The sequence below is a fragment of the Marilutibacter aestuarii genome (assembly GCF_006546775.1).
Classification (GTDB): Bacteria; Pseudomonadota; Gammaproteobacteria; order Xanthomonadales; family Xanthomonadaceae; genus Marilutibacter; species Marilutibacter aestuarii.
This window is the reverse complement of the sequence record NZ_VICE01000006.1, coordinates 1-21,986: the sequence shown is the minus strand read 5'-3', so window position 1 is coordinate 21,986 and position 21,986 is coordinate 1. Positions and strand designations below refer to the sequence as shown.

General features: G+C 69.2%; 19 protein-coding genes and 2 tRNA genes. 12 read left to right on the top strand and 9 right to left on the bottom strand.

The annotated features are described in order from the left end of the window. Window positions 1-126: 126 nt before the first annotated feature. Both uvrB and FKV25_RS00675 read left to right on the top strand, forming a co-directional pair. Window positions 127-2,193 carry an excinuclease ABC subunit UvrB gene (gene uvrB / locus FKV25_RS00680; RefSeq protein ID WP_141516863.1) on the top strand — a complete coding sequence of 689 codons (2,067 nt, stop codon included), beginning with the start codon at window positions 127-129 and terminating at the stop codon, window positions 2,191-2,193. Between the two features lie 95 nt (window positions 2,194-2,288). Beyond that, window positions 2,289-2,363, top strand: a tRNA-Val gene (locus FKV25_RS00675). 71 nt (window positions 2,364-2,434) lie between these two features. Here FKV25_RS00675 and FKV25_RS00670 read toward each other — a convergent pair. The 3 genes from FKV25_RS00670 to FKV25_RS00660 are packed head-to-tail and all read right to left on the bottom strand — an operon-like array spanning window position 2,435 to window position 5,328. Continuing rightward, window positions 2,435-3,163, bottom strand: coding sequence for a sulfotransferase-like domain-containing protein (locus FKV25_RS00670; RefSeq protein WP_141516862.1), 729 nt, complete (start codon window positions 3,161-3,163; stop codon window positions 2,435-2,437). Continuing rightward, window positions 3,160-4,095: an aminotransferase class IV gene (locus tag FKV25_RS00665; RefSeq protein WP_141516861.1), complete on the bottom strand. Its 936-nt coding sequence runs from the start codon at window positions 4,093-4,095 to the stop codon at window positions 3,160-3,162. Before FKV25_RS00665 ends, FKV25_RS00670 begins: the two co-directional genes overlap by 4 nt. A 33-nt stretch (window positions 4,096-4,128) precedes the next feature. Continuing rightward, window positions 4,129-5,328, bottom strand: a complete 1,200-nt coding sequence (locus FKV25_RS00660; protein WP_211345331.1) for a dipeptidase — start codon at window positions 5,326-5,328, stop codon at window positions 4,129-4,131. Window positions 5,329-5,745: 417 nt separating this feature from the next. Between FKV25_RS00660 and thrS the strand changes: the two genes are divergently transcribed. The 10 genes from thrS to FKV25_RS00610 all read left to right on the top strand — a co-directional run bounded on the left by thrS (window position 5,746) and on the right by FKV25_RS00610 (window position 14,811). Then, window positions 5,746-7,662 carry a threonine--tRNA ligase gene (gene thrS, locus FKV25_RS00655; RefSeq protein ID WP_141516859.1) on the top strand — a complete coding sequence of 639 codons (1,917 nt, stop codon included), beginning with the start codon at window positions 5,746-5,748 and terminating at the stop codon, window positions 7,660-7,662. Window positions 7,663-7,721: 59 nt separating this feature from the next. Then, entirely contained in the window at window positions 7,722-8,261 is a 540-nt protein-coding gene (infC, locus tag FKV25_RS00650) for a translation initiation factor IF-3 (RefSeq protein ID WP_170218456.1), read from the top strand. Window positions 8,262-8,533: 272 nt separating this feature from the next. Continuing rightward, a complete protein-coding gene (gene rpmI, locus FKV25_RS00645) occupies window positions 8,534-8,731 on the top strand; it encodes a 50S ribosomal protein L35 (RefSeq protein ID WP_024889803.1) in 198 nt (65 codons plus the stop codon). A 13-nt stretch (window positions 8,732-8,744) separates the two neighbouring features. After that, entirely contained in the window at window positions 8,745-9,104 is a 360-nt protein-coding gene (gene rplT, locus FKV25_RS00640; RefSeq protein ID WP_141516857.1) for a 50S ribosomal protein L20, read from the top strand. Between the two features lie 113 nt (window positions 9,105-9,217). Further along, on the top strand, window positions 9,218-10,228 hold the full coding sequence (gene pheS / locus FKV25_RS00635; RefSeq protein ID WP_141516856.1) for a phenylalanine--tRNA ligase subunit alpha: 1,011 nt from the start codon (window positions 9,218-9,220) through the stop codon (window positions 10,226-10,228). A gap of 121 nt (window positions 10,229-10,349) precedes the next feature. Continuing rightward, window positions 10,350-12,737 (top strand): phenylalanine--tRNA ligase subunit beta, encoded by a 2,388-nt coding sequence (gene pheT / locus FKV25_RS00630; protein ID WP_141516855.1) that lies wholly within the window; start codon window positions 10,350-10,352, stop codon window positions 12,735-12,737. Window positions 12,738-12,757: 20 nt separating this feature from the next. After that, window positions 12,758-13,057, top strand: coding sequence for an integration host factor subunit alpha (locus tag FKV25_RS00625; protein WP_115858637.1), 300 nt, complete (start codon window positions 12,758-12,760; stop codon window positions 13,055-13,057). Further along, the gene (locus tag FKV25_RS00620) at window positions 13,038-13,394 is read left to right on the top strand and encodes a MerR family transcriptional regulator (protein ID WP_141516854.1); all 357 of its coding nucleotides are present in this window, start codon (window positions 13,038-13,040) and stop codon (window positions 13,392-13,394) included. The genes FKV25_RS00625 and FKV25_RS00620 overlap by 20 nt, the downstream gene beginning before the upstream one ends. A 127-nt stretch (window positions 13,395-13,521) precedes the next feature. Then, window positions 13,522-13,598, top strand: a tRNA-Pro gene (locus FKV25_RS00615). 97 nt (window positions 13,599-13,695) lie between these two features. Further along, window positions 13,696-14,811 (top strand): TraB/GumN family protein, encoded by a 1,116-nt coding sequence (locus FKV25_RS00610; protein WP_170218454.1) that lies wholly within the window; start codon window positions 13,696-13,698, stop codon window positions 14,809-14,811. On the opposite strand, the gene FKV25_RS00605 is transcribed toward FKV25_RS00610, so the two are convergent. The 6 genes from FKV25_RS00605 to FKV25_RS16060 all read right to left on the bottom strand — a co-directional run. After that, window positions 14,745-15,686, bottom strand: a complete 942-nt coding sequence (locus FKV25_RS00605; protein WP_141516852.1) for a DUF6999 family protein — start codon at window positions 15,684-15,686, stop codon at window positions 14,745-14,747. The genes FKV25_RS00610 and FKV25_RS00605 overlap by 67 nt on opposite strands. A gap of 9 nt (window positions 15,687-15,695) precedes the next feature. Continuing rightward, a complete protein-coding gene (locus FKV25_RS00600; RefSeq protein WP_141516851.1) occupies window positions 15,696-17,588 on the bottom strand; it encodes an iron-containing redox enzyme family protein in 1,893 nt (630 codons plus the stop codon). Continuing rightward, on the bottom strand, window positions 17,588-18,484 hold the full coding sequence (locus FKV25_RS00595) for a fatty acid desaturase (RefSeq protein ID WP_141516850.1): 897 nt from the start codon (window positions 18,482-18,484) through the stop codon (window positions 17,588-17,590). Before FKV25_RS00595 ends, FKV25_RS00600 begins: the two co-directional genes overlap by 1 nt. Further along, window positions 18,481-19,254, bottom strand: coding sequence for a sterol desaturase family protein (locus tag FKV25_RS00590; RefSeq protein ID WP_141516849.1), 774 nt, complete (start codon window positions 19,252-19,254; stop codon window positions 18,481-18,483). Before FKV25_RS00590 ends, FKV25_RS00595 begins: the two co-directional genes overlap by 4 nt. 88 nt (window positions 19,255-19,342) lie before the next feature. After that, on the bottom strand, window positions 19,343-21,262 hold the full coding sequence (gene dxs / locus FKV25_RS00585) for a 1-deoxy-D-xylulose-5-phosphate synthase (RefSeq protein ID WP_141516848.1): 1,920 nt from the start codon (window positions 21,260-21,262) through the stop codon (window positions 19,343-19,345). A gap of 138 nt (window positions 21,263-21,400) precedes the next feature. Then, the coding region (locus FKV25_RS16060; protein ID WP_170218453.1) for a cupin domain-containing protein at window positions 21,401-21,986 on the bottom strand (586 nt) is incomplete at its 5' end.

Sequence of the window (21,986 nt, the reverse complement as noted above, 5' to 3'; positions counted from 1 at the left end):
GCTGGAGGCAGACTAGGTGCGCGCGCGGGGTGCGTCTGTCAGCAGATCCCGGGCCCGGGGGTAGGAAAAGTCCGCGGCGTCCCCATTCCTTTGTCTGACTACAATGGAGCCGACACCGCGATCGCCATGACTGACGCCTCCCCCGACAACCGTGTCGCCGATGCCGCCGCCGGGCTCGAGTCCCGCGGCTTCCGCCTGGTCGCGCCCTATACACCGGCCGGCGACCAGCCCCAGGCCATCGAGCGCCTGGTGGCCGGCTTCGAGGGCGGCCTGGCCCACCAGACCCTGCTGGGCGTGACCGGGTCCGGCAAGACCTACACCATCGCCAACGTGGTCCAGCAGGTGCAGAAGCCGACCCTGGTGATGGCGCCCAACAAGACCCTGGCCGCCCAGCTGTACGGCGAGTTCAAGGCCTTTTTCCCCGACAACGCGGTCGAGTACTTCGTCAGCTACTACGACTATTACCAGCCCGAGGCCTACGTGCCCTCGTCGGACACGTTCATCGAGAAGGACAGCTCGGTGAACGAACACATCGAGCAGATGCGGCTGTCGGCGACCAAGGCCCTGCTGGAGCGCCGCGACGCCCTGATCGTCTGCACGGTCTCGGCGATCTATGGACTGGGCGACCCGAACGAATACTTCCGGATGGTGCTGCACATGGTGCGGGGCGAGCGGATCGACCAGCGCGAGTTGATCCGGCGCCTGACCGAGATGCAGTACACCCGCAACGACACCGAGCTGCGGCGCGGTACCTACCGCGTGCGCGGCGAGGTCATCGACGTGCATCCGGCCGAAAGCGATGCCGAGGCGCTGCGCATCGAGCTGTTCGACGGCGAGATCGAGCAGCTGACCCTGTTCGACCCGCTGACGGGCGAAACCCTTGACAAGGTCCAGCGCTACACGATCTACCCCGGCTCTCACTACGTGACGACCCGCCGGACCGTGCTCGACGCCATCGAGACGATCAAGGAGGAGTTGCGCGTCCGCCTGGAGCAGTTGTACGCCGACAACAAGCTGGTGGAGGCCCAGCGCCTGGCCCAGCGCACCCAGTTCGACCTGGAGATGCTGGCCGAGGTGGGCTACTGCAACGGCGTGGAGAACTATTCCCGCCACCTGACCGGGCACATGCCGGGCGAGCCGCCGCCCTGCCTGTTCGACTACCTGCCGCCCGATGCGCTGCTGGTGATCGACGAGTCCCACGTCACCGTTCCCCAGGTGGGTGCGATGTACAAGGGCGACCGCTCTCGCAAGGAGACGCTGGTCGAGTTCGGCTTCCGGTTGCCTTCGGCGCTGGACAACCGCCCGCTGAAGTTCGAGGAGTGGGAGGGCCGGTCCCCGCGCGCGATCTTCGTCTCCGCCACACCGGGGCCCTACGAACTCAAGCACTCCGGCGACGAGGTGGTGGAGCTGGTGGTGCGGCCCACCGGCCTGATCGACCCGGAGGTGGAGATCCGCCCGGTCGGGACCCAGGTCGACGATGTGCTGGGCGAGATCCACGAGCGCGTGAAGCTCGGCGACCGCGTGCTGATCACGACGCTGACCAAGCGCATGGCCGAGAACCTCACCGAGTACCTGGCCGAGCACGGGGTCAAGGTGCGCTACCTGCACTCGGACATCGACACCGTCGAGCGCGTCGAGATCATCCGCGACCTGCGCCTGGGCAAGTTCGACGTGCTGGTGGGCATCAACCTGCTGCGCGAGGGCCTGGACATGCCCGAGGTCTCGCTGGTGGCCATCCTGGACGCCGACAAGGAAGGCTTCCTGCGCTCGGCCGGTTCGCTGATCCAGACGATCGGGCGCGCGGCCCGCAACGTGCGCGGCAAGGCGATCCTGTATGCCGACCGGATCACCAATTCCATGCAGAAGGCGATCGACGAGACCGACCGCCGCCGCCATAAGCAGGTCGAGCACAACGCCGAGCACGGCATCACCCCGACCTCGGTCAACCGGGCGGTGATGGACATCATGGAGGGCGCGCGCACCGAGCCCGACGCAGCGCGAAGCCGCGGCCGCGGCCGCAAGGTGGCCGACGACACGCCCGACTACGAGGCGATGGAGCCGCGCCAGGTGGCCGCCCGGATCAAGGCGCTGGAGCAGCAGATGTACCAGCATGCCCGCGACCTGGAGTTCGAACAGGCCGCGTCGGTGCGCGACCAGCTGCGCCAGCTCAAGGAGCGCGGGTTCGCCGGCTGAGCCCGGGAGTCGGCCCGAATGCGACGAAACCTATTGTCGGACGACGCGGGCTGGGATACACTGCGCGCCCCTCGTCGGGTGGTTCGACGACGAATGGGCGGTTAGCTCAGCGGTAGAGCACTACCTTGACATGGTAGGGGTCACAGGTTCGAACCCTGTACCGCCCACCAGATTTGGTGAAGAAAGCCCCCGGTCTCCGGGGGCTTTCTGTTTATGGCGCCCGCGGGCGCGAGCGCGGGCCTCAAGGCCGCAGGCGCAGGGCATGCAGGCGTTCGTAGGCGGGCCGGCAGGCCTCGGCGACCGCGCGCGCCGCAGGAGCCAGTTCGATGTCGCGGGGCCGGGGGCGCTCGAACCCCGTCGATCTCCAGACACTGTCGTACCAGTAGGGCGCCCAGATGCCGTCGCTGTCGCGCGGGCCGGCGGGCCAGGCCAGCATGCGCGCGCTGAAGGCGATCCCCAAGCGGTCGCACAGGGCCCTGAGGTGGGCCTCGGGGGCCTGCAGGAAGTCGGTGGCATCGATCACAGGCGGCGCGGCACCCGCGGCGGTGAGCTCGGCATGCAGGCGATCCTGCTGCAGCAGGCCGATGTCTTCGGGGGTCACCGTCGCCCGCGACTTCAGGTAGGACGCCACCACTTCGGCGGGGTCGCGCACCAGGAAGACGTTCGCCAGGTCGTGGATCCAGGCATGGTCCATCTCCGGCAGCAGGTGGTGGCTCATGTGCTTCTGGTACCACAGGGGCGCGCCGCCGGGGATCGGCCCGACCAGCGCCCGGCTGACCTGTCGCCAGTCGGTTTCGCCGGCCGCGATCACCGCCGCGGCCCCCGGGTGGTCCAGCCCGGTGCGCGCCAGGTAGGCCGCGTACAGGGGCTCGTCGCTGACCACGCAGTCCTCGCGGTTCTCCCAGGCACGCATCATTGCCGTGGAAATGTTGCGCGGGCCGCTCCACATCGCGATCCGCAGCCTGGTCATGCGAGCCGCTCGCCCGCGCGGAAGGCGATGTCGCGGGCCACGCGCTCGCGGTAAAGCGCCTGCAGGCGCTCGACCATCGGTCCGGGGCGGCCGTCGCCCATCACCCGTCCGTCGACCTGGCGCACCGGCACGACGCCGGCGAAGGTCCCGGTGACGAAGGCCTCGTCGGCGCCATAGACCTGGGTCAGGCTGAAGTTCTTCTCGAACACCGGGATGCCGGCGTCGCGGCAGGCGCCGATGACGTTCTCGCGGGTGATCCCGCCCAGGGAGTAGTCGCCGGTCGAGGTCCAGACCTCGCCCTTGCGGACGATGAAGAAGTGGGTGGAGTTGCAGGTGGCGACGAAGCCGTGCGGGTCGAGCATCAGGCCTTCGTCCGCGCCTGCCTCGGTGGCCTGGATGCAGGCGGTGATGCAGTTGAGCTTGCTGTGGCTGTTGAGCTTCGGGTCCTGCACGTCGGGGAAGCCGCGCCGCACGTGCACGGTGAACAGGCGCAGGCCCGTCGCCAGCGTCTCGGGCTTGGCGACCTTGTGCTCGGGGATGATGACCACCGTCGCCGGCCCGACGGTCACCCGCGGGTCCTGGTAGGGCGTCCGCTTCACGCCGCGGGTCACCATCAGGCGGACATGCACGCCATCGTGCATGCCGTTGGCCGCCAGGGTCTCGTAGAGCGCGGCGGTCAGCGCCCGCCGGTCCAGGCCGATGTCCATGGCGATGGCGCGGGCGCCCTCGTAGAGCCGGTCCAGGTGGGCGTCGAGGAAGACCGGATGGCCGCCGACGATGCGCAGGCCCTCCCAGACCCCGTCGCCGAGGACGAAGCCGCTGTCGAACACCGACACCGTCGCTTGCGCCCGGGGCTTGAGCTGGCCGTTGATCCAGATGCGGATGTCGGCGTTGCGCGGGTCGTCGTGGAACTCATGGATGCTGTGGGCCATGCGGCGTGCCTCGGGTCCGGTCGATGGCGGGGCTTATCGGCGGGCGCCGTCTTCCACCGCCTGCCACGCGCGCAGCAGGTTGCCGCCCAGCAGCTTGCGGATGTCGGCATCGGAGTACCCGCGCGCCTGCAGGCCGGCGACCAGGCGGGGATAGTCGGCCACGGTCTTCAGCCCGGTGGGCAGGTTGCCGCCCACGCCGTCGAAGTCCGAACCGATGCCCAGGTGGTCGATGCCGACCAGGGCCACGCCATGGTCGACCTGGTCGAGGACGGCGTCGATGGGCACGGTGCGGTTGGGGTGGGACGCCTCCCATTCGGCGTCGAACTCGGCCTCGGTCTGCACCGGCTGGCCGGCGGCCGCGCGCGCGGCGTTGGCCTGTTCCCAGGCTTCGGCGGCGACGAAGTAGTCCTGCAGGTCCTGCGCCGAGGCCGGATCGACGAAGCCGTTGCCGAAGGCCAGCTGGACGACGCCGCCCTTCGCGGCGAGCTGCCTGGCCAGCGCGTCGCTGATGTTGCGCTCGAAGCCCGGGGTGAAGTGGCGGAAGGCCGAGTGCGAGGCGATCACCGGCACGGCGCTCAGCTCGATGGCCTGCGCGGCGGCATCGTCGGAGAGGTGGGACACGTCGACCATGATGCCCAGGCGGTTCATTTCGGCCACCGCCTGGCGCCCGAGCGGACTGAGGCCGTTCCACTTCTTGTCGCGCTGGTAGGACGAGTCGGCCAGGGCGTTGTTGGCGCTGTGGGCGAGGGTGATGTAACGGATGCCACGGTCGAAGAAGAAGGCGATGTTCGACAGGTCCTTGCCGATCGGCGCGCCGTTCTCCATGCCCAGCGGCAGCAGCACCTTGCCGCCCTTGCCCAGGCGCGCCACGTCGCCGGGCGAGCGCAGCAGCGCGAACTTGTCGGGATGGCGCTGCACCAGTGCCTCGACCGCGTCGATCATCTGGTTGGCCACGCCCCACGCGGTGCCGGCCTCGTCCTGGCCGGCCGAGGTGTAGATCGACATGAAGGCCACGTCCAGGCCACCGGCGCGCGCGCGCGGGTAGTCGAACTCGCGATCGGGCGCCTCTTCGTCCAGGTCGGCCCACTTCGACATCAGTTGCCCGGGGGCATCGATGTGGGTGTCGACGATGACCGCGTCGCGCGCCAGCTTCTCCGCGGCCGGCGTGGCCTCGGCCGCGGCGGCGTTCGAGATCGCCAGCCAGCCGATCGCCAGTCCCAGTGGAATGCTCAAGCCTGTACGCATACGGGTGGTTCTCCAGTGTGAAGGGATGCCGGGCCCCCGGCGGGTGGTCCCCAATGTAGCGGTCCGCGCGCCCGGATGCAGTCCCGCCCCCGCGCCCGGCCCCGTGGAACACCACCCCGGCAGGCGCGGGCATGCCCGTTTCATTGACTTGCGGCCCCCGGGCCACTAATTTGACGGTCCCCACGAGCAGAACAGGTGGCCCGCGGCAACCCGCCGGCCGAGCGTGCGACATGAGCACTACCACTGCCCATCGCTGAACCGCCCGAGGCCCCTGCACGCGCCGGCGCCCTCGTGGCGCTTTTTTTGTGCCTGTCCTTTTCGCCGCCACATATGTGATCCGTGATTCCAGACGCTTGATCGCGCTTGCCAATCACGAATATCCAGTCACCAATAACGGTCCCCGTAATGATCACCATCACGCTCCCCGACGGCAGCCGCCGCGAGTTCGTCAATCCCGTGTCCGTCATGGACGTCGCCCAGTCCATCGGCCCGGGGCTGGCCAAGGCCACCATCGCCGGCGCGGTGGACGGCAAGCTGGTCGACGCCAGCGACGTCATCGACCACGACGCCGCGTTGCGCATCATCACCGCCAAGGACGAGGAGGGCGTGGAGATCATCCGCCACTCCTGCGCCCACCTGGTCGGCCACGCGGTGAAGCAGCTGTACCCGGACGCCAAGATGGTGATCGGCCCGGTCATCGACGAGGGCTTCTACTACGACATCTACAGCGAGCGCCCCTTCACCCCCGAGGACATGGCCGCGATCGAGCAGCGGATGAAGGAGCTGATCGACCAGGACTATGACGTCATCAAGAAGATGACCCCGCGCGACGAGGTCATCCGCGTGTTCGGCGAGCGCGGCGAGGACTACAAGCTGCGCCTGGTCGAGGACATGCCCGACGAGGCGCAGATGGGCCTGTATTACCACCAGGAATACGTCGACATGTGCCGCGGCCCGCACGTGCCCAACACGCGCTTCCTGAAGGTGTTCAAGCTCACGCGCATCTCCGGTGCGTACTGGCGCGGCGACTCCAAGAACGAGCAGTTGCAGCGCATCTACGGCACCGCGTGGGCCGACAAGAAGCAGCTCAACGCCTACATCGAGCGGATCGAGGAAGCCGAGAAGCGCGACCATCGCAAGATCGCCCGCCAGCAGGACCTGTTCCACCTGCAGGAAGAGGCTCCCGGCCTGATCTTCTGGCACCCCAAGGGCTGGTCGATCTGGCAGGTGGTGGAGCAGTACATGCGCCGGGTCTACCGCGACAGCGGCTACCAGGAGGTGCGTTGCCCGCAGATCCTGGATGTCTCGCTTTGGAAGAAGTCCGGCCACTGGGACAACTACCAGGAGAACATGTTCTTCACCGAGTCGGAGAAGCGTACCTACGCGCTCAAGCCGATGAACTGCCCCGGCCACGTCCAGGTCTTCAACCACGGCCTGCACAGCTACCGCGACCTGCCGATCCGCTATGGTGAATTCGGCGCCTGCCACCGCAACGAGCCCTCCGGGGCGCTGCACGGCATCCTGCGCGTGCGCGGCTTCACCCAGGACGACGGCCACGTGTTCTGCACCGAGGGCCAGGTCGAGGCCGAGGTCACCGCCTTCCATGCCCAGGCCATGCAGGTCTACGCCGACTTCGGCTTCAGCGACATCCAGGTGAAGCTGGCCCTGCGGCCGGAATCCCGCCTGGGCGACGACGACACCTGGGACAAGGCCGAGGACGCCCTCCGGGCGGCCCTGCGCGCGGCCGGGGTGGAGTGGGAGGAACTGCCGGGCGAGGGCGCCTTCTACGGCCCGAAGATCGAATACCACCTGCGCGACGCCATCGGCCGGACCTGGCAGCTGGGCACGATGCAGGTCGATTTCATGATGCCGGGCCGGCTCGGGGCGGAATATGTCGACGAGCACAGCCAGCGCCGCCATCCGGTCATGCTGCACCGGGCCATCGTCGGCTCGATGGAGCGTTTCATCGGCATCCTGATCGAGCACCACGCCGGCCAGTTCCCGGCCTGGCTGGCCCCGGTCCAGGCCGTGGCCATGAACATCACGGACGCCCAGGCAGACTATGTGGATGGCGTTCGGAAAACCCTTTCAAATCAAGGCTTCCGGGTCCAGTCCGATTTGCGGAACGAGAAGATCGGCTATAAGATTCGCGAGCACACGCTGCAACGGGTGCCTTATCTGCTGGTGGTCGGCGACCGCGAGCGCGAGAATGGCATGGTCGCAGTGCGGACGCGAGGAGGGGAGGACCTGGGCACGATGACCGTCGCCGAGTTCGCCTCACGTTTGCGCAGTGAGCAGGTCGGCGCCGCTGGCGAAGGCTGACCCCGCAGTAGATTCACGGCACCGCTCCCGGCATGAACGCCGGGGCCGGCCCAACCCTCATTGGAGATCGCACAATCAGTACCCCCGACAAACCGAACCGCAGAAACCATGAAATCCGCGTGCCCCGCGTGCGCGTGATCGGTAGCGATGGCGAAATGATCGGCGTGCTCACGCGCGACGAGGCCCTCGGCCGCGCCGAGGACGAAGGCATGGACCTCGTGGAGATCCAGCCCAACGCCGATCCGCCGGTCTGCCGCATCATGGACTTCGGCAAGTACAAGTTCGAGTTGCAGAAAAAGGCCAACGCGGCCAAGAAGAAGCAGAAGCAGGTCGAGATCAAGGAAGTCAAGTTCCGCCCCGTCACCGACGAGGGCGACTACCAGATCAAGCTGCGCAAGATGCGCGGTTTCCTGGAGGAAGGCGACAAGATCAAGGTCAACATCCGCTTCCGTGGCCGCGAGATGAGCCACCAGGAGCTCGGACGCGAGATGGCGGCCCGGATCGAGGCCGACCTGGGCGAGGACATCGTCATCGAGTCGCGCCCGCGCCTGGAAGGCCGCCAGATGGTGATGATGATCGCGCCGAAGAAGAAGCAGTAGCGCCCGGCCGGCGCCTGGCTGAACCGCCTGGCGCCGCCAAAGCCACTGATTCGCAAGGAAAACATTGCAAGCCCGGCGAGCACCCGTCATACTAGGCGGCCCGGTTCGCCGGGTTTGTTGTTTCCGGTGGCCCCGTGCCGCCGGTTGACGACGTTCAGGACCTGTCACTGATCCGTTTTGGATCAATGACTTACAAGCCGGCAAGGGCAGGACGGAAAGCGTGGCGCAGCCACCGCCCAGGCCAGTGACAAACATTCCGAAAGGACCCCGTTATGCCCAAGATCAAGACCCACCGGGGAGCGGCCAAGCGTTTTCGCAAGACCGCTTCCGGCAAGTACAAGGCTGGCCACGCCAACCGTAGCCACATCCTCACCAAGAAGGCGACCAAGCGGAAGCGCAACCTCCGGCAGACGAACCACGTTCGTGCCGAGGACGCAGGCCGTCTGGACCGCATGTTGCCGTATCTCTGAGGAGGACTGAAAAATGGCACGAGTCAAGCGTGGCGTCACTGCACGACGCCGTCACAAGAAGATCCTCAAGCAGGCCAAGGGCTACTACCACGCGCGCCGCAAGGTGTTCCGCGTCGCCAAGCAGGCCGTCACCAAGGCCCTGCAGTACGCCTACATCGGCCGCAAGCAGAAGAAGCGCAACTTCCGCTCGCTGTGGATCACCCGCATCAACGCCGCGGCCCGCATCAACGGCCTGAGCTACAGCCGCTTCATGAACGGCCTGTCCAAGGCCGGCATCACCCTCGACCGCAAGGTGCTGGCGGACATCGCCGTGCACGACGCGGCGGGTTTTGCCGCGCTGGCCGAGAAGGCGAAGGGCGCGCTCGCAGCGTAATTGTCACCGAAGGGCGCCCGCGCACCGCGCGGCCGCCTGGCCGGACAATGCAGTACACGCATGGGGAAGGGCGCAAGTCCTTCCCCATGTTCGTTTTTGGCGCGGGTGGATAGATGACTGGAATCGAATCACTGACAGAGCAGGCGCTGGCCGAGATCGCCGCCGCCGACACTTCGGCCGCGCTCGAGGCCCTTCGCGTGGGCCTGCTGGGCAAATCCGGCAGCGTGACCGCGCAGCTCAAGCAGCTGGGCGCCCTGCCGGCCGACGAGCGCAAGGCCGCGGGCGAGGCGATCAACCGTGCCCGCGACGGCCTGGCGACCGCCCTGGCCGCGCGCAAGGCCGAGCTCGACGCCGCCGCACTGGAGGCGCGCCTGGCGACCGAGACCGTGGACGTCACCCTGCCGGGCATCGATGCCGGCCGCGGCGGCCTGCACCCGGTCAGCCGCACCCTGGAGCGGATGGCCGAGATCTTCGGCCGGCTCGGCTTCGAGCTGTCCGACGGACCCGAGATCGAAGACGACTGGCACAACTTCGAAGCGCTCAACTTCCCCCCGCACCACCCTGCGCGGGCGATGCACGACACCTTCTACATGGCCCCCGACGGCACGGGCATCCCGCGCCTGCTGCGCACGCACACCTCCGGCGTGCAGGTGCGCTACATGAAGGAGCACGCGCCGCCGCTGCGCATGATCGCGCTGGGCAAGGTCTACCGCAGCGACAGCGACCAGACCCACACGCCGATGTTCCACCAGTGCGAGGGCCTGCTGGTCGACGAGCACGCCAGCTTCGCCGACCTCAAGGGCACGCTCACCGAGTTCGTCCGCGCCTTCTTCGAGCGCGACTTCGAGATGCGCTTCCGCCCCAGCTACTTCCCCTTCACCGAGCCCTCGGCCGAGCTCGATATCGCCTGGCAGCAGGCCGACGGCACGACGCGCTGGCTGGAGGTGCTCGGCTGCGGCATGGTGCACCCGAACGTACTGCGCAACGTCGGCATCGACCCGGAGAAGTACACCGGCTACGCCTTCGGCATGGGCGTCGAGCGCCTGGCGATGACCCGCTACGGCGTCGACGACCTGCGTGCGTTCTTCGAAAACGACGTCCGCTTCCTCAGGCAGTTCGCTTGACGGCCGTGATGGGTGATGGGTGATTGGTGACTCGTGGTTTCACGAGTTGAATGCCAGTCCGCTTCTCCCCGTTGCGCCCCTCGAATCACTCATCGCGAATCACGCATAACGGCTTCGATACATGAAATTCAGCGAGAACTGGCTGCGCCAGCACGTTCCCACCCCCGCCGACCACGACAGGCTGGTGGCCACCCTGACCGCGATCGGCCTGGAGGTCGAAGACGTGGTGTCGATGGGCGATTCGCTCGACGGCGTGGTGGTGGCCTGCATCGTCAGCGCCGAGAAGCATCCCGAGGCCGATCGCCTGCAGGTCTGCCAGGTCGACACCGGCGACGGTCGGGTGCAGATCGTGTGCGGGGCGCCCAACGCGCGGCCCGGCCTGAAGGCGCCGCTGGCGAAGGTCGGCGCGGTGCTGCCGGGCGGCATGGCGATCAAGCCGGCCAAGCTGCGTGGGGTGGAGTCGATTGGCATGCTGTGCTCGGCCAAGGAGCTGGGTACCGACGTCGATGCCTCCGGCCTGCTCGAACTGCCGGCCGACGCACGGGTCGGCCAGCCGATCGCCGAGTGCCTGGGCCTGCCCGATGCCAGCATCGAGATCAAGCTGACCCCCAACCGCGCCGACTGCTTCAGCGTGCGCGGGATCGCCTATGACGTCGCCGCCGCCCTCGGCGGCCAGGTCGAACCGCTCGAGGCCGCGCCAGTGCCGGCGGCCAGCGCGGTCGCGCCCCAGGTACGCCTGGAGGCTGGCGAGAAGGTGCCGCGCTTCGTCGGACGCGCGATCGACGACGTCGACGCCGGCGTCGCCACGCCGCTTTGGATGGCCGAGCGCCTGCGTCGCAGCGGCGTGCGGCCGATCAGCTTCCTGGTCGACGTCACCCAGTACGTCATGCTGGAGCTGGGCCAGCCGATGCATGCCTTCGACCGTGACCGCCTGGTCGAGCCGGTCGTGGTCCGCCCCGCGAACGCGGGCGAAGCCCTGAAGCTGCTTGACGGGCGCACGGTGGACCTGGACGGCGACTTCCTCGTGGTCGCCGACAGCCAGGGCGGCGAGGGCGCCCGCGCGGTGGCCCTGGGCGGCATCATGGGCGGCCACGACACCCGCGTTACCGACAGCACGCGCCGGGTCTTCCTGGAGGCGGCGCACTGGGTGCCCTCGGCCATCATCGGCCGCAGCCGGCGCCTGGGCCTGCACACCGACGCCGGCCACCGCTTCGAGCGCGGCGTCGACCCCGAGCTGCCGCGGATCGCCGTGGAATACGCCACCCGACTGATCCTCGACATCGCCGGCGGCACGCCCGGCCCGGTGGTCGAAGTCGCGCGCGAAGGCGACATCGCCCGGCCCGAGGCCGTCGTCCTGCGCCGCGAGCGCCTGGCCCGCGTGCTCGGCGTGCGCGTGCCCGACGACGAAGTCGAGCGCATCCTGCGCGCGCTCGGCCTGGCAGTTGAGACAGTGGACACCGGTTGGCGCGTGGTCGCGCCGAGCCGGCGCTTCGACATCGCCATCGAGGAAGACCTGATCGAGGAGGTCGTGCGCATCCACGGCTACGACGCCGTGCCGACGACCTTGCCGGCGGGTGCGTCGCGCCTGGCGGCACCGGGCGAGGGCCGGGTCGACCTGCCCACGCTGCGCCGCCACCTGGTGTCCCGCGACATGCTGGAGGCGATCAACTACGCCTTCGTCGATCGCGGCCTGCTTGAGGCCTGGTCGATGGACGCGGGCGCCGTGCCGCTGGCCAACCCGCTGAGCGCCGAGCTGGGCGTGATGCGCACCGCCCTGGTCCCCGGCCTCGTCGCCGCGCTGGGGCGCAATGCCGCGCGCCAGCAGTCGCGCGTGCGCCTGTTCGAGGTCGGCAATGTATTCGCCGCCGACCCGGCGGGCGGTGCCCTTGAGACCCTGCGCGTGGCGGCCGCGGTCTGCGGCAGCGCCGGTGCCGAGCAGTGGGGCCAGCCCGAGCGTCCGGTCGGCTTCCACGACCTGAAGGGCGACCTGGAGAGCCTGGCGGCCCTGTCGGGCGCGCGACTGTCCTTCGTCGCTGCGCAGCCGGCCTGGGCCCACCCGGGCCGTTGCGCCGACGTCCTGCGCGATGGCGTGCGGATCGGCTGGCTGGGCGAGTTGCACCCGCGCCTGCGCGATGCCCTGGAAGTGGACGTGCCGGTGCTGGCCTTCGAGGTCGACCTCGTGCCCCTGACTGAACGGGCGATCCCGCGCGCGGGACGCATCTCCAAGTATCCGTCCGTCCGCCGGGATCTTGCGTTCGTCGTCGCCGAAGGACTGGCCTGGGCGACGGTTTCGGCCTGCGTGGAAGCCGCCGCGGGCCCGGTGCTGCGGGATCTGGTGCTGTTCGACCAGTACCAGGGCAAGGGGGTGGAATCAGGATTCAAGAGTCTCGCTATGGGCTTGATTCTGCAGGATGAATCCCGCACTCTCACAGACCGTGACGTTGACGGGATCGTGGCCGCGGTGACGGCTTCGCTCCAGCGCGAACACGGCGCGGTCATCCGCGGCTGAGGCAGAGGCAGGGGATAGAGATGGCATTGACCAAGGCGGAAATGGCCGAGCGACTGTTCGACGAAGTCGGCCTCAACAAGCGCGAGGCGAAGGAGTTCGTCGATGCATTCTTCGACGCGCTGCGCGAAGCGCTCGAGCAGGGACGCCAGGTGAAGCTGTCGGGTTTCGGGAACTTCGACCTGCGCCGCAAGAACCAGCGGCCGGGACGCAACCCCAAGACCGGCGAGGAAATTCCGATTTCGGCCCGCACGGTGGTGACCTTCCGCCCGGGCCAGAAGCTCAAGGAGCGTGTGGAGGCCTATGCTGGATCCGGGCAGTAATCGCGAGCTACCGCCGATCCCGGCCAAGCGCTACTTCACCATCGGTGAGGTCAGTGAGCTGTGCGACGTGAAGCCGCACGTGCTGCGTTACTGGGAGACCGAGTTCCCGAGCCTCAACCCCGTCAAGCGCCGCGGCAACCGTCGCTACTACCAGCGCCACGAGGTGCTGATGGTCCGCCAGATCCGCGCGCTGCTCTACGAGCAGGGTTACACCATCGGTGGCGCCCGGCTGCGGCTGGAAGGGGACTCGGCGAAGGAAGAGTCCGCCCTGAGCGGCCAGATCATCAAGCAGGTGCGCATGGAACTGGAGGAAATCGTCCAGCTGCTGCGCCGCTGAGCGCGCCGCCGGCCGCGCCGGCCCGCAAAAAAACATCGAAGGGATCGTTCCGGGCATGGCCGGAAGTCCCGACACTGGTTATACTTGCCGCCCGCTCGACCCAAGCGTCGGCGGCCGAAGCAGCATTCGGGGTGTAGCGCAGCCTGGTAGCGCACCTGTCTGGGGGACAGGTGGTCGTCGGTTCGAATCCGGCCACCCCGACCAAATCTGAATGAGCGACCAACAGCCGGGACTTCCGGCTGTTCTTGTTTGCGGGGCGCTTTGCTGTACTGCGCCGCATCCCCCCTGCAAGGACGTCGGCATGCGCATCCGTTCCCCGTTTCCCACCGCCCTCGTGTTGGCGGCCTTGCTGCCCATGGCGGCCAGCGCGCAGGACGCGGCCTCGCGGACCGTGCCCGCCGCCGCGCCGGCCGAGGCGATCCGCGACATCGATGCGGTGGTCGTCAGCGGGGTGGTGCCGGGTCCGGGCCTGTGGCGCGTCAGCCGCGACGGCCGCGAGATGTGGGTGCTGGGCGTGCTGTCGCCGCTGCCCCGGCGGATGGAGTGGGAAGGGCGCGACGTCGAGGCGGTGGTGGCCCGTGCCAGCGAGGTCATGCTGGCGCCGAACGTGGACGTCGAGGCCGACGTCGGCTTCTTCAGCGGACTGGCGCTCGCGCCGCGGCTGATCGGTGCGCGCAGGAACCCCGGCGACAAACGCCTGGAGGACCTGGTCCCGCCCGCCGATTACGCGCGCTGGCAAGCCCTGAAGGCGCGTTACATCGGTCGCGATGGCGGCATCGAGCGCTGGCGCCCCATGTTCGCCGCGCTCAAGCTGTACGTCGAGGCGGTCGAGGACGTGGGCCTGGAAAGCGAGCCGGACGTCGCCGACCGCGTCGAGCGCATGGCCCGGACGCATGGCGTCACCCTGAGCAAGCCCGGGGTGGAGGTGCGCATCGACGACCCCAAGGCCGCGATCGAGGAGTTCAAGCAGGGCCGCATCGACGACCTGGCCTGCTTCACCCGCACCCTGGACCGGCTGGAAACCGACCTGGGCATGATGCGCGAGCGCGCCAATGCCTGGGCGGTGGGCGACATCGAGGGCCTGCGCGCCTTGCCCTATACCGACCAGTTCGAGGCTTGCCGCGACGCTGCCCGCAGCATCGAAGCCCTGCGCAGCCGCGCCGGCGACATCGGCGGCCGCCTGCGGGCGGAGTGGCTGCGCGAGGCCGAGCGGGCCTTGTCGGCCAATACGACCACCCTGGCCCTGCTGCCGATGCGCGAACTGCTGTCCGACGACGGCCTGGTCGCGGCCCTGCGCGAACGCGGCTATCGCATCGAGTCGCCCGACGAGATCGCCGCTGCGGCGGCTGCTCAGGAGGCCGTGGAGGTGTCGGCGGAGCCGGTGGAGGCGGCGGAGGCGGCCGCCACGGCCGACTGAGCGAGGGCCTCGCGCTGCGCGCGCAACTGCACCAGCAGGCCGTGCAGCATCTCGGTGGACAGACCGTGCAGGGTCAGGCGGAAGCCTGCGCGCAGGGTCGACATGGGGACCAGCGGGTGGCGATTGTTGAGCAGCACCAGGTGGTCGCGGGCATCCAGCAGGGTCGCCGCGTACAGGCCGATCGTCTCGTCCAGTTGCAGCGAGTTGGTCGCGCGCCAGAAGTCGCTGTCGGTGAGCAGCAGCTGGTAGATCGGGGTGAACAGCTCGATCGAGCTCTGCAGGTCGAGGAAGTTGCGCCGCCGTCGCGGCATGTCTTCCAGCGACAGCGCCGGCTGTTCGATCATCGACAGGTCGGGGTCGTCGACGCGGCCCAGGTGCTGGCCGGCGTCGCGCAGGCCCTGGTTGAGCCGGATGATGAAGTTGTACAGGTTCAGGTCGTGGACGAGGAACATCTCCTCGCGCACGTCGCTGATCCGCGCCGGCGTGAGCGGGTTCGTCGGTACCTCGACCGGCGCGTTCTTCGCGATGAAGCCCAGGACCTGCGAGCCCAGGTGGAAGTGGCGCAGGATCAGCCAGTTGGCCTCCGGGCGGATGAAGTTCTCCATGCCCCAGGCCAGCAGCCGGTGCAGGAAGCGCGAGAACGCCAGCTTGCGCGGGGTGAACACCTTCAGCACCTGGATCAGCACGATCAGGGTGCGCGCCAGCGGGCGCACGAAGGGCAGGATGTACTGGCGCGAGGCCGAACTCGAGTCGGCCAGCCAGGCACGCTTGACCGCCTCGTCGATCGGCGTGCTGCGGTCCAGGTACATCGCCAGCCAGGGGTTGGGGTCGCGCGGGTCGTGTGCCAGGTCGAGGAAGTCGGGGGCGTGCTTCATGCGCGTGCGCTACTCCGGGTCGATGGCGAGGTGGTCGAACTGCATCAGGTACAGCTCGGCGGTGCGGCGGGCGGTGTCGATGATCGCACGCGCGCCGCGGCCGTCGGCGTCGTGCTCGAACACGATCTCGACCGCGCGCAGCCAGCGCGCCAGGTGGTGCGCATCGTTCTCGCCGTGGTACTCGAGGAAGCGGAAGGCGTCGGCCGGTAGCGCGAGGCTGGCCTTCATCAGCGGCAGCAGGGCGGGGATGATGCGTTGCCCGGTGCCCTCGATGATGTAGATCGCGCCGAGCAGGCCCAGCGGGTTGGGCGTCGCGGCGAGTGCATGCAGGTAGCTGTTGAGGGCCTCGCCGCCGGGGTTGCGGCGCAGCGCGTCGAGTTCGGCCACCTCGCCGCCCGCCTTGCGGTAGTCCTCGAACAGGATCATGTAGTCGTCCTGCTCGTCGCCGGCGTGGGTCTCGATCAGGCCGGCCAGCGCGTCGTACGGTGCCCGCACCGAAGCCGCGCCCTCGCGCATCCACTTGCTGCCCTCGCGGACCTGCGGGATCCAGTGCTGCATCCACTGCCGGTAGTCCTCGATGCCGAAACGGCGTTCGCGCAGCTTGCGGATCATCGGCGTGCGCCACGCGCGCGAGCGGTAGTCGTGCCAGATCGTGGCGAGTTCGCCCAACAGGTGGCGCAGGGCCGCCGGGGCGTCGGCGGGGTCGTGCGGCGGCGCGATCCCGTCCGGGGCCGGACGCGAGGTGCTGGACGGGGGACTGCGTTCGGCCGGTGCCTCGTCGGCAGCCTCGACCTCGAGCATCACGAAGGCAACGGTGAATCGGCCGGACTCCGGGATGAAGCACAGGATGCGCTCGCCCGGCGTCAGCGCGTGGGTGCGGCGGAACTCGTCGAGCATGACGAAGATCGAGGCCGCGCCCGTGTTGCCGCGTTGCGTGAGGTTGCTGTACCAGCGCTCGCGCGGGATGGCCAGGCCGGCCTTGGCCATCAGTTCCTCCACCACCGGGGCGAAGCGTTCGGACGAGTAGTGGCACAGGAAGTGGTCGACGCGATCGGGCTGGATCCAGCCCGCGTGGCAGAGCGAGGCGTACTCGTGAACGCCGACGTCGAACAGGTGCGGCAGCAGGCGGATGTCCTGGCGCAGGAACAGCGCGCCGTCGGCCTCGGCGTCGCGCCACGCGGCATAGTCCAGGTGCGAGCGCGCGCGGTCGGGGGTGAGCCCCAGTTGCATGCACACCGGATAGTCGCCGGCGAAGGAGCGCTGGTGCATGAAGCGCAGGCGCAGGCGGACGCCGTCATGGCGCGGCGCGGTCGAGGTCAGCTGCAGGGCGCCGGCACCGTCGGACAGCATCCAGCGAAGGAAGTGGGCATCGAAGTCCGCGTCGTAGTCGCGCCCGGCGTAACGCGAACGCTTGAACAGCCGCGAAGGCATTTCCGCCGCGGCGACCAGTGCGCGTTCGTGCGCGCCCAGTTCGACCGCCGCCGCCGCGCTTTCCCAGGCCGCCACGCCCGAGGCGCAGATGCCATGGCTGGAGTGCACCTGCATCGGCGGGGCAGCCAGTTCGCCGTGGACCATGCTGGCGAAGCCGGGCATCAGCGCATCGCCGCCCGAGCTGCCGCAGGCCAGCAGGCCGATGTCGGGCAGGCGACTGCCGGCGTCGGCCAGGCAGTCGTGGATGGCGCGGACCGCCATCCCCGCGCAGGAATGCACCGTGCGCCCGTCCGCGTCGATCGCGTAATGGCGCGACTGGATGCCGTTCTCGGCGAGGATGCGGCGCTTGATGCGCCCGGAAATCCGGTTGAGCGGCGCGATGTAGGCATCCATGGCCGTGTTGTCGACGGCAGCGCCGGGGAGGAAGCGTCCGGTGCCCTGGAGCCAGGTGCGATGGAAGACGGTGGGCATCAACAATCCTTGTGGGGTCGGGGCGCCGTCGTCGTGGCGAGGCGCAACGAGCGCGAACGATAGCGCGGCATGAATGGCGCCAGCAGGAACACGCGGGCGACGTAGGCGGGGAACGAGGGCTCGAGCAGCCGCGGATCGATGCGCGCGCGGTACTGGCGGTGCAGTCCGGGGAGCTGCGACCAGTGCGCGCGCGCATGAGCGTGGTGGGCGGTGTGCAGGCCGATGTTGAACAGCAGCGGGTTCAGCACGCCCTCGAAGTTGCGCGCGCGGGCCAGCGGTTCGCGATCGTCGGCGTGCGCGTGCTGCAGGTAGTTGGCCGCGAGCAGCCAGTGCAGGCCGAACAGTTGCGGGACGATCACCAGCAGCAAGGCCTTGCCCGGGTCGAGCAGGAGCAGGGCGGCCCAACTGCCGATCCAGGCAAGGTATTGCAGGGCATACCAGCGCCACGCGCCGGGATGGCGTCCGTGCAGGCGGCGCAGCCATGCCAGCACCAGGGGGTAGACCGGCGTCAGTGCCTGGAACGGGTGCAGCATCCAGCCGCCCAGATGGTTGTGGTCGCCGAACCGCCAGGTGCGGGCGACGTCGCGCGGGCCATGGTGGTGGCGATGGTGGTTGAGCCGGTGCGCGGGGTGCATTGCGCAGGTCGGGTGGCCCTGCAGCAGGGTGATCGCAAGGTCGGTCGCGCGATTGAGTCCGCGCCGCGTCCACATCGGCAGGTGCGCGTGGTTGTGGTGGATGACGGTGATGCCGACCGCCAGGAACAGGCTGGCGGCGAAGACCACCGGATGGAAGCCGTGGCGCCATTGCCAGGCCATCGCCAGCGCCTGCATCGCGAGATAGGCCAGGCTGCGCAGGTCGTGCCGGTCGCGTAGTGGCCCGATCGGTTGCAGGCTCATGGGCGACGTGCCCCGGTGTCGCTTGCCCGCTGGCGCGCGATCACGGCGTCGGCGGCGTCGAGCGGCAGGACGCTGCCGAACATTCGGTCGAAGACCTCGAGCAGGAAGCCGTAGTTGCCGTGGTAGCACGCGTGATGGAGATGGTGGCGCCGGCTGGCGGCGCGCCAGCCACGTGCCGGTGCGCGCGCGCTGGCTTCGTAGTTCGCGTGGCCGAGGTTGTTGAGCACGATGCTCAACACCGGCAGCGTCATCAATGCGGCGAAACTGAAATCGTGGACCAGCATCGGCAGCAAGGGCACGCTGCCGAGCATCGCCGCTTCCACCGGGTGGAAGGCATAGGTCGACCAGGGCGTCGCCACGTGCGAGCGGTGGTGCATGACGTGGAAGCGGCGCAACGCGCGCGTGTGCAGCAGCCGGTGGCAGGCGTAGAAGTGCAGTTCGTTCCAGAAGAACAGCAGCACGATCTCCAGCGCCACCTGCCAGCCGCTGGGCGCCACCGCGAGCCCGGCCCAGCCCAGGCGCAGCATGCCCCAGGGCACGACCAGGCCGAGGCCGAACACCAGGATCGAGCTGCCGGACGCGCCCAGTTCGCGCCGTAACTGGGCGCCGGTCACCGGTCGCGGGTCGAGGCGGCGGCCGTAGCCGAAGCGTTGCATTACGGCCGCGAGCAGGATGGAGAGGGCGCCGGTCCCGAGGTAGAGCAGGCTGAACCAGGCCACGCCGACGGCCATCACGACCCAGGCATCCTGCGCGACGAACCATGTCCCCATTGACCGCTCCTGCCCCGATGGATGCCGGACCGCACCGGCGTGGCCGCCCCCGCGGGTGCGGGAGCGGCGCTGACTCAGATGCCTGGACTCAACGCGACGCGCTCTGCAGCGGCGGCGTGCCCAGCTCCGGCCAGCGTGCCAGCACCGCGGCGCGGATGCCCGCCGCATCCAGGCCCGATTCGGCCAGCAGTTCCTCGCGGCTGGCATGGTGCTGGAAGGCGTCGGGCAGGCCGAGGTGGACGATCGGCAGGCTCACGCCCTCGGCCGCGAGCAGCTCGGCGACGCCCGAGCCGGCGCCGCCGGCGACCACGTTGTCTTCGATGGTGACGAAGCCCTGGTGGTCGCGCGCCAGCTCCAGCACCAGCTCACGGTCGAGCGGTTTCACGAAGCGCATGTTGACCAGCGTCAGGCCAAGCGCCGCCGCGACCTCGGCGGCTGCCGCCACCACCGCACCGAACGCCAGCAGGGCCACTGGGCCGCCGCGCTGGCGCAGCTCGGCCTTGCCGATCGGCAGGGTGTCGAGGGTGTCGCGGACGGCGACGCCCGGCCCGGTGCCGCGTGGGTAGCGGACGGCCGCGGGGCCGTCATGGTGGTGGCCGGTGGAGAGCATCAGGCGGCACTCGTCCTCGTCGGCGGGCGCCATCACCACCATGTTGGGCACGCAGCGCAGGTAACTCAGGTCGAGGTTGCCGGCGTGGGTGGCGCCGTCGGGTCCGACCACGCCGCCGCGGTCGATCGCGAACAGCACGTCGAGCTCCTGGATGGCGACGTCGTGCACCAGCTGGTCGTAGCCGCGCTGCAGGAAGGTCGAATAGATCGCGCAGACCGGCTTGGCCCCTTCGCAGGCCATGCCGGCGGCCAGGGTGACCGCATGCTGCTCGGCGATGGCGACGTCGAAGTAGCGCTGTGGATGGGCCTTGCTGAAGCGCACGAGGCCCGAGCCCTCGCGCATGGCGGGGGTGATGCCCATGAGCCGGGGGTCGGCATCGGCCATGTCGCACAGCCAGTCGCTGAAGACGTCGGTGTAGGTGGGCTTCTTCGCCCCGGCCTTCTTCACCATGCCCTGGGCGGGATCGAAGGGGCTGACCGCGTGGTAGCCGATCTTGTCGCCCTCGGCCAGCTCGTAGCCCTTGCCCTTGGTGGTGATGATGTGCAGCAGCTGCGGGCCCTTGAGGGTCTTGAGCGTCTTCATCGCCGCCAGCAGCGAGGGCACGTCATTGCCGTCGATCGGCCCGGTGTAGTGGAAGCCCAGCTCTTCGAAGAAGGTGGAGGGCACGAACATGCCCTTCCAGTGCTCTTCCCAGCGCCGTACGAAGCGTGCCGGCGCGCCGTGCTTGTCGCCCAGCAGTTTCTTGCCGCCTTCGCGCAGGGCATTGAGCGTGCGGCTGCCGGTGAGGCGGCCCAGCATGCGCGTGACGCCGCCGACGTTCTCCGAGATCGACATCTGGTTGTCGTTGAGCACCACCAGCAGGTTGGGTTCGGGGGTACTGCCGTCGTCGCCCATGCCGCCGGCGTGCGCGAGCGCCTCGAACGCCATGCCCGCGGTCATCGCACCGTCGCCGATCACGGCCACCACCTTGCGGTCGTCGCCCTGGCGCTGCAGCGCGATCGCCATCCCCAGCGCCGCCGATATGCTGGTCGAGCTGTGGCCGACGCCGAAGGTGTCGTACTCGCTCTCCTCGCGCTTGGGGAACGGCGCGACGCCGTCCTTCTGCTTGACCGTGTGAATGCTGTCGCGGCGGCCGGTCAGGATCTTGTGCGGGTAGGTCTGGTGGCCGACGTCCCAGACCAGGCGGTCGACCGGGGTGTCGTACAGCCAGTGCAGGGCGACGGTCAGTTCGATCACGCCGAGGCCGGCGCCGAAATGGCCGCCGACGCGCGCGACCTGCTCGATGAGGTAGGCGCGCAACTCGTCGGCGATGGCGGGCAGTTCCTCTTCCGGGAACTGGCGCAGGTCGGCGGGGACCTGGATGCGGGACAGGCGCGGGTAGCGTTGCGGATCGATCATTACGACGACGGCTTCCTCGCTGCGGCATGCAGCGCGTCCGTCATTGTCCTGCGGTCATACGGGAGGGGCAAGCGCGAGCGTGAACGCGCCATGGGTGCCCGCGGGGCGGGGCGGGCACGGGACCTGCCCCGGAGGCGCTCAGCGCCCGCGAAGCCGGCCGAAAAGGCCCGACTTGGCCTGCTCGGCTTCGGGTTCCGGTTCGCGGTATTCCTCGGCGAAGCCGGTGGCCAGGTTGGCATTGATGAAGTCGGCCACGTCGGCCTCCGGCACGCCGCTGGCGGCGGCGATCTCGCCCAGGGTGGCCGGGCCCTTCATCATCACCGTCGAGATGCGGAAATGCTTGGGGTACTCGCGCTCGGTCTGCGGCCACTTGACCATGTGGAAGCGGCTGTCGATGCCGTATCCACCGACGACGCGGCCTTGTCCGGCGAGCAGGCCGCCAAGCCAGGCGAGCCGCGTGAGCGGCTGGGCTTCGCCGGCGTCTGCGACCGCGTCGCGCCAGGCGGCATCGTCCAGCGCCTGGAAGTCGCTGGCCGACACCGGGCCCTCGAACAACGGCGCCAGTGGCTTGAGCGCCGTGCCGGCATGGTACTGGCCGGCCGGCGCGTCGATCAGCACGCTCTGACCGCCGCGTTCCAGGCGGACGCGGCCCTGGACCCGGTTGTCGACCAGCCATACCGCCAGGCTGTCGGCGGTCGCGGTCGCGGTCGCGGGCTCGGGGGCG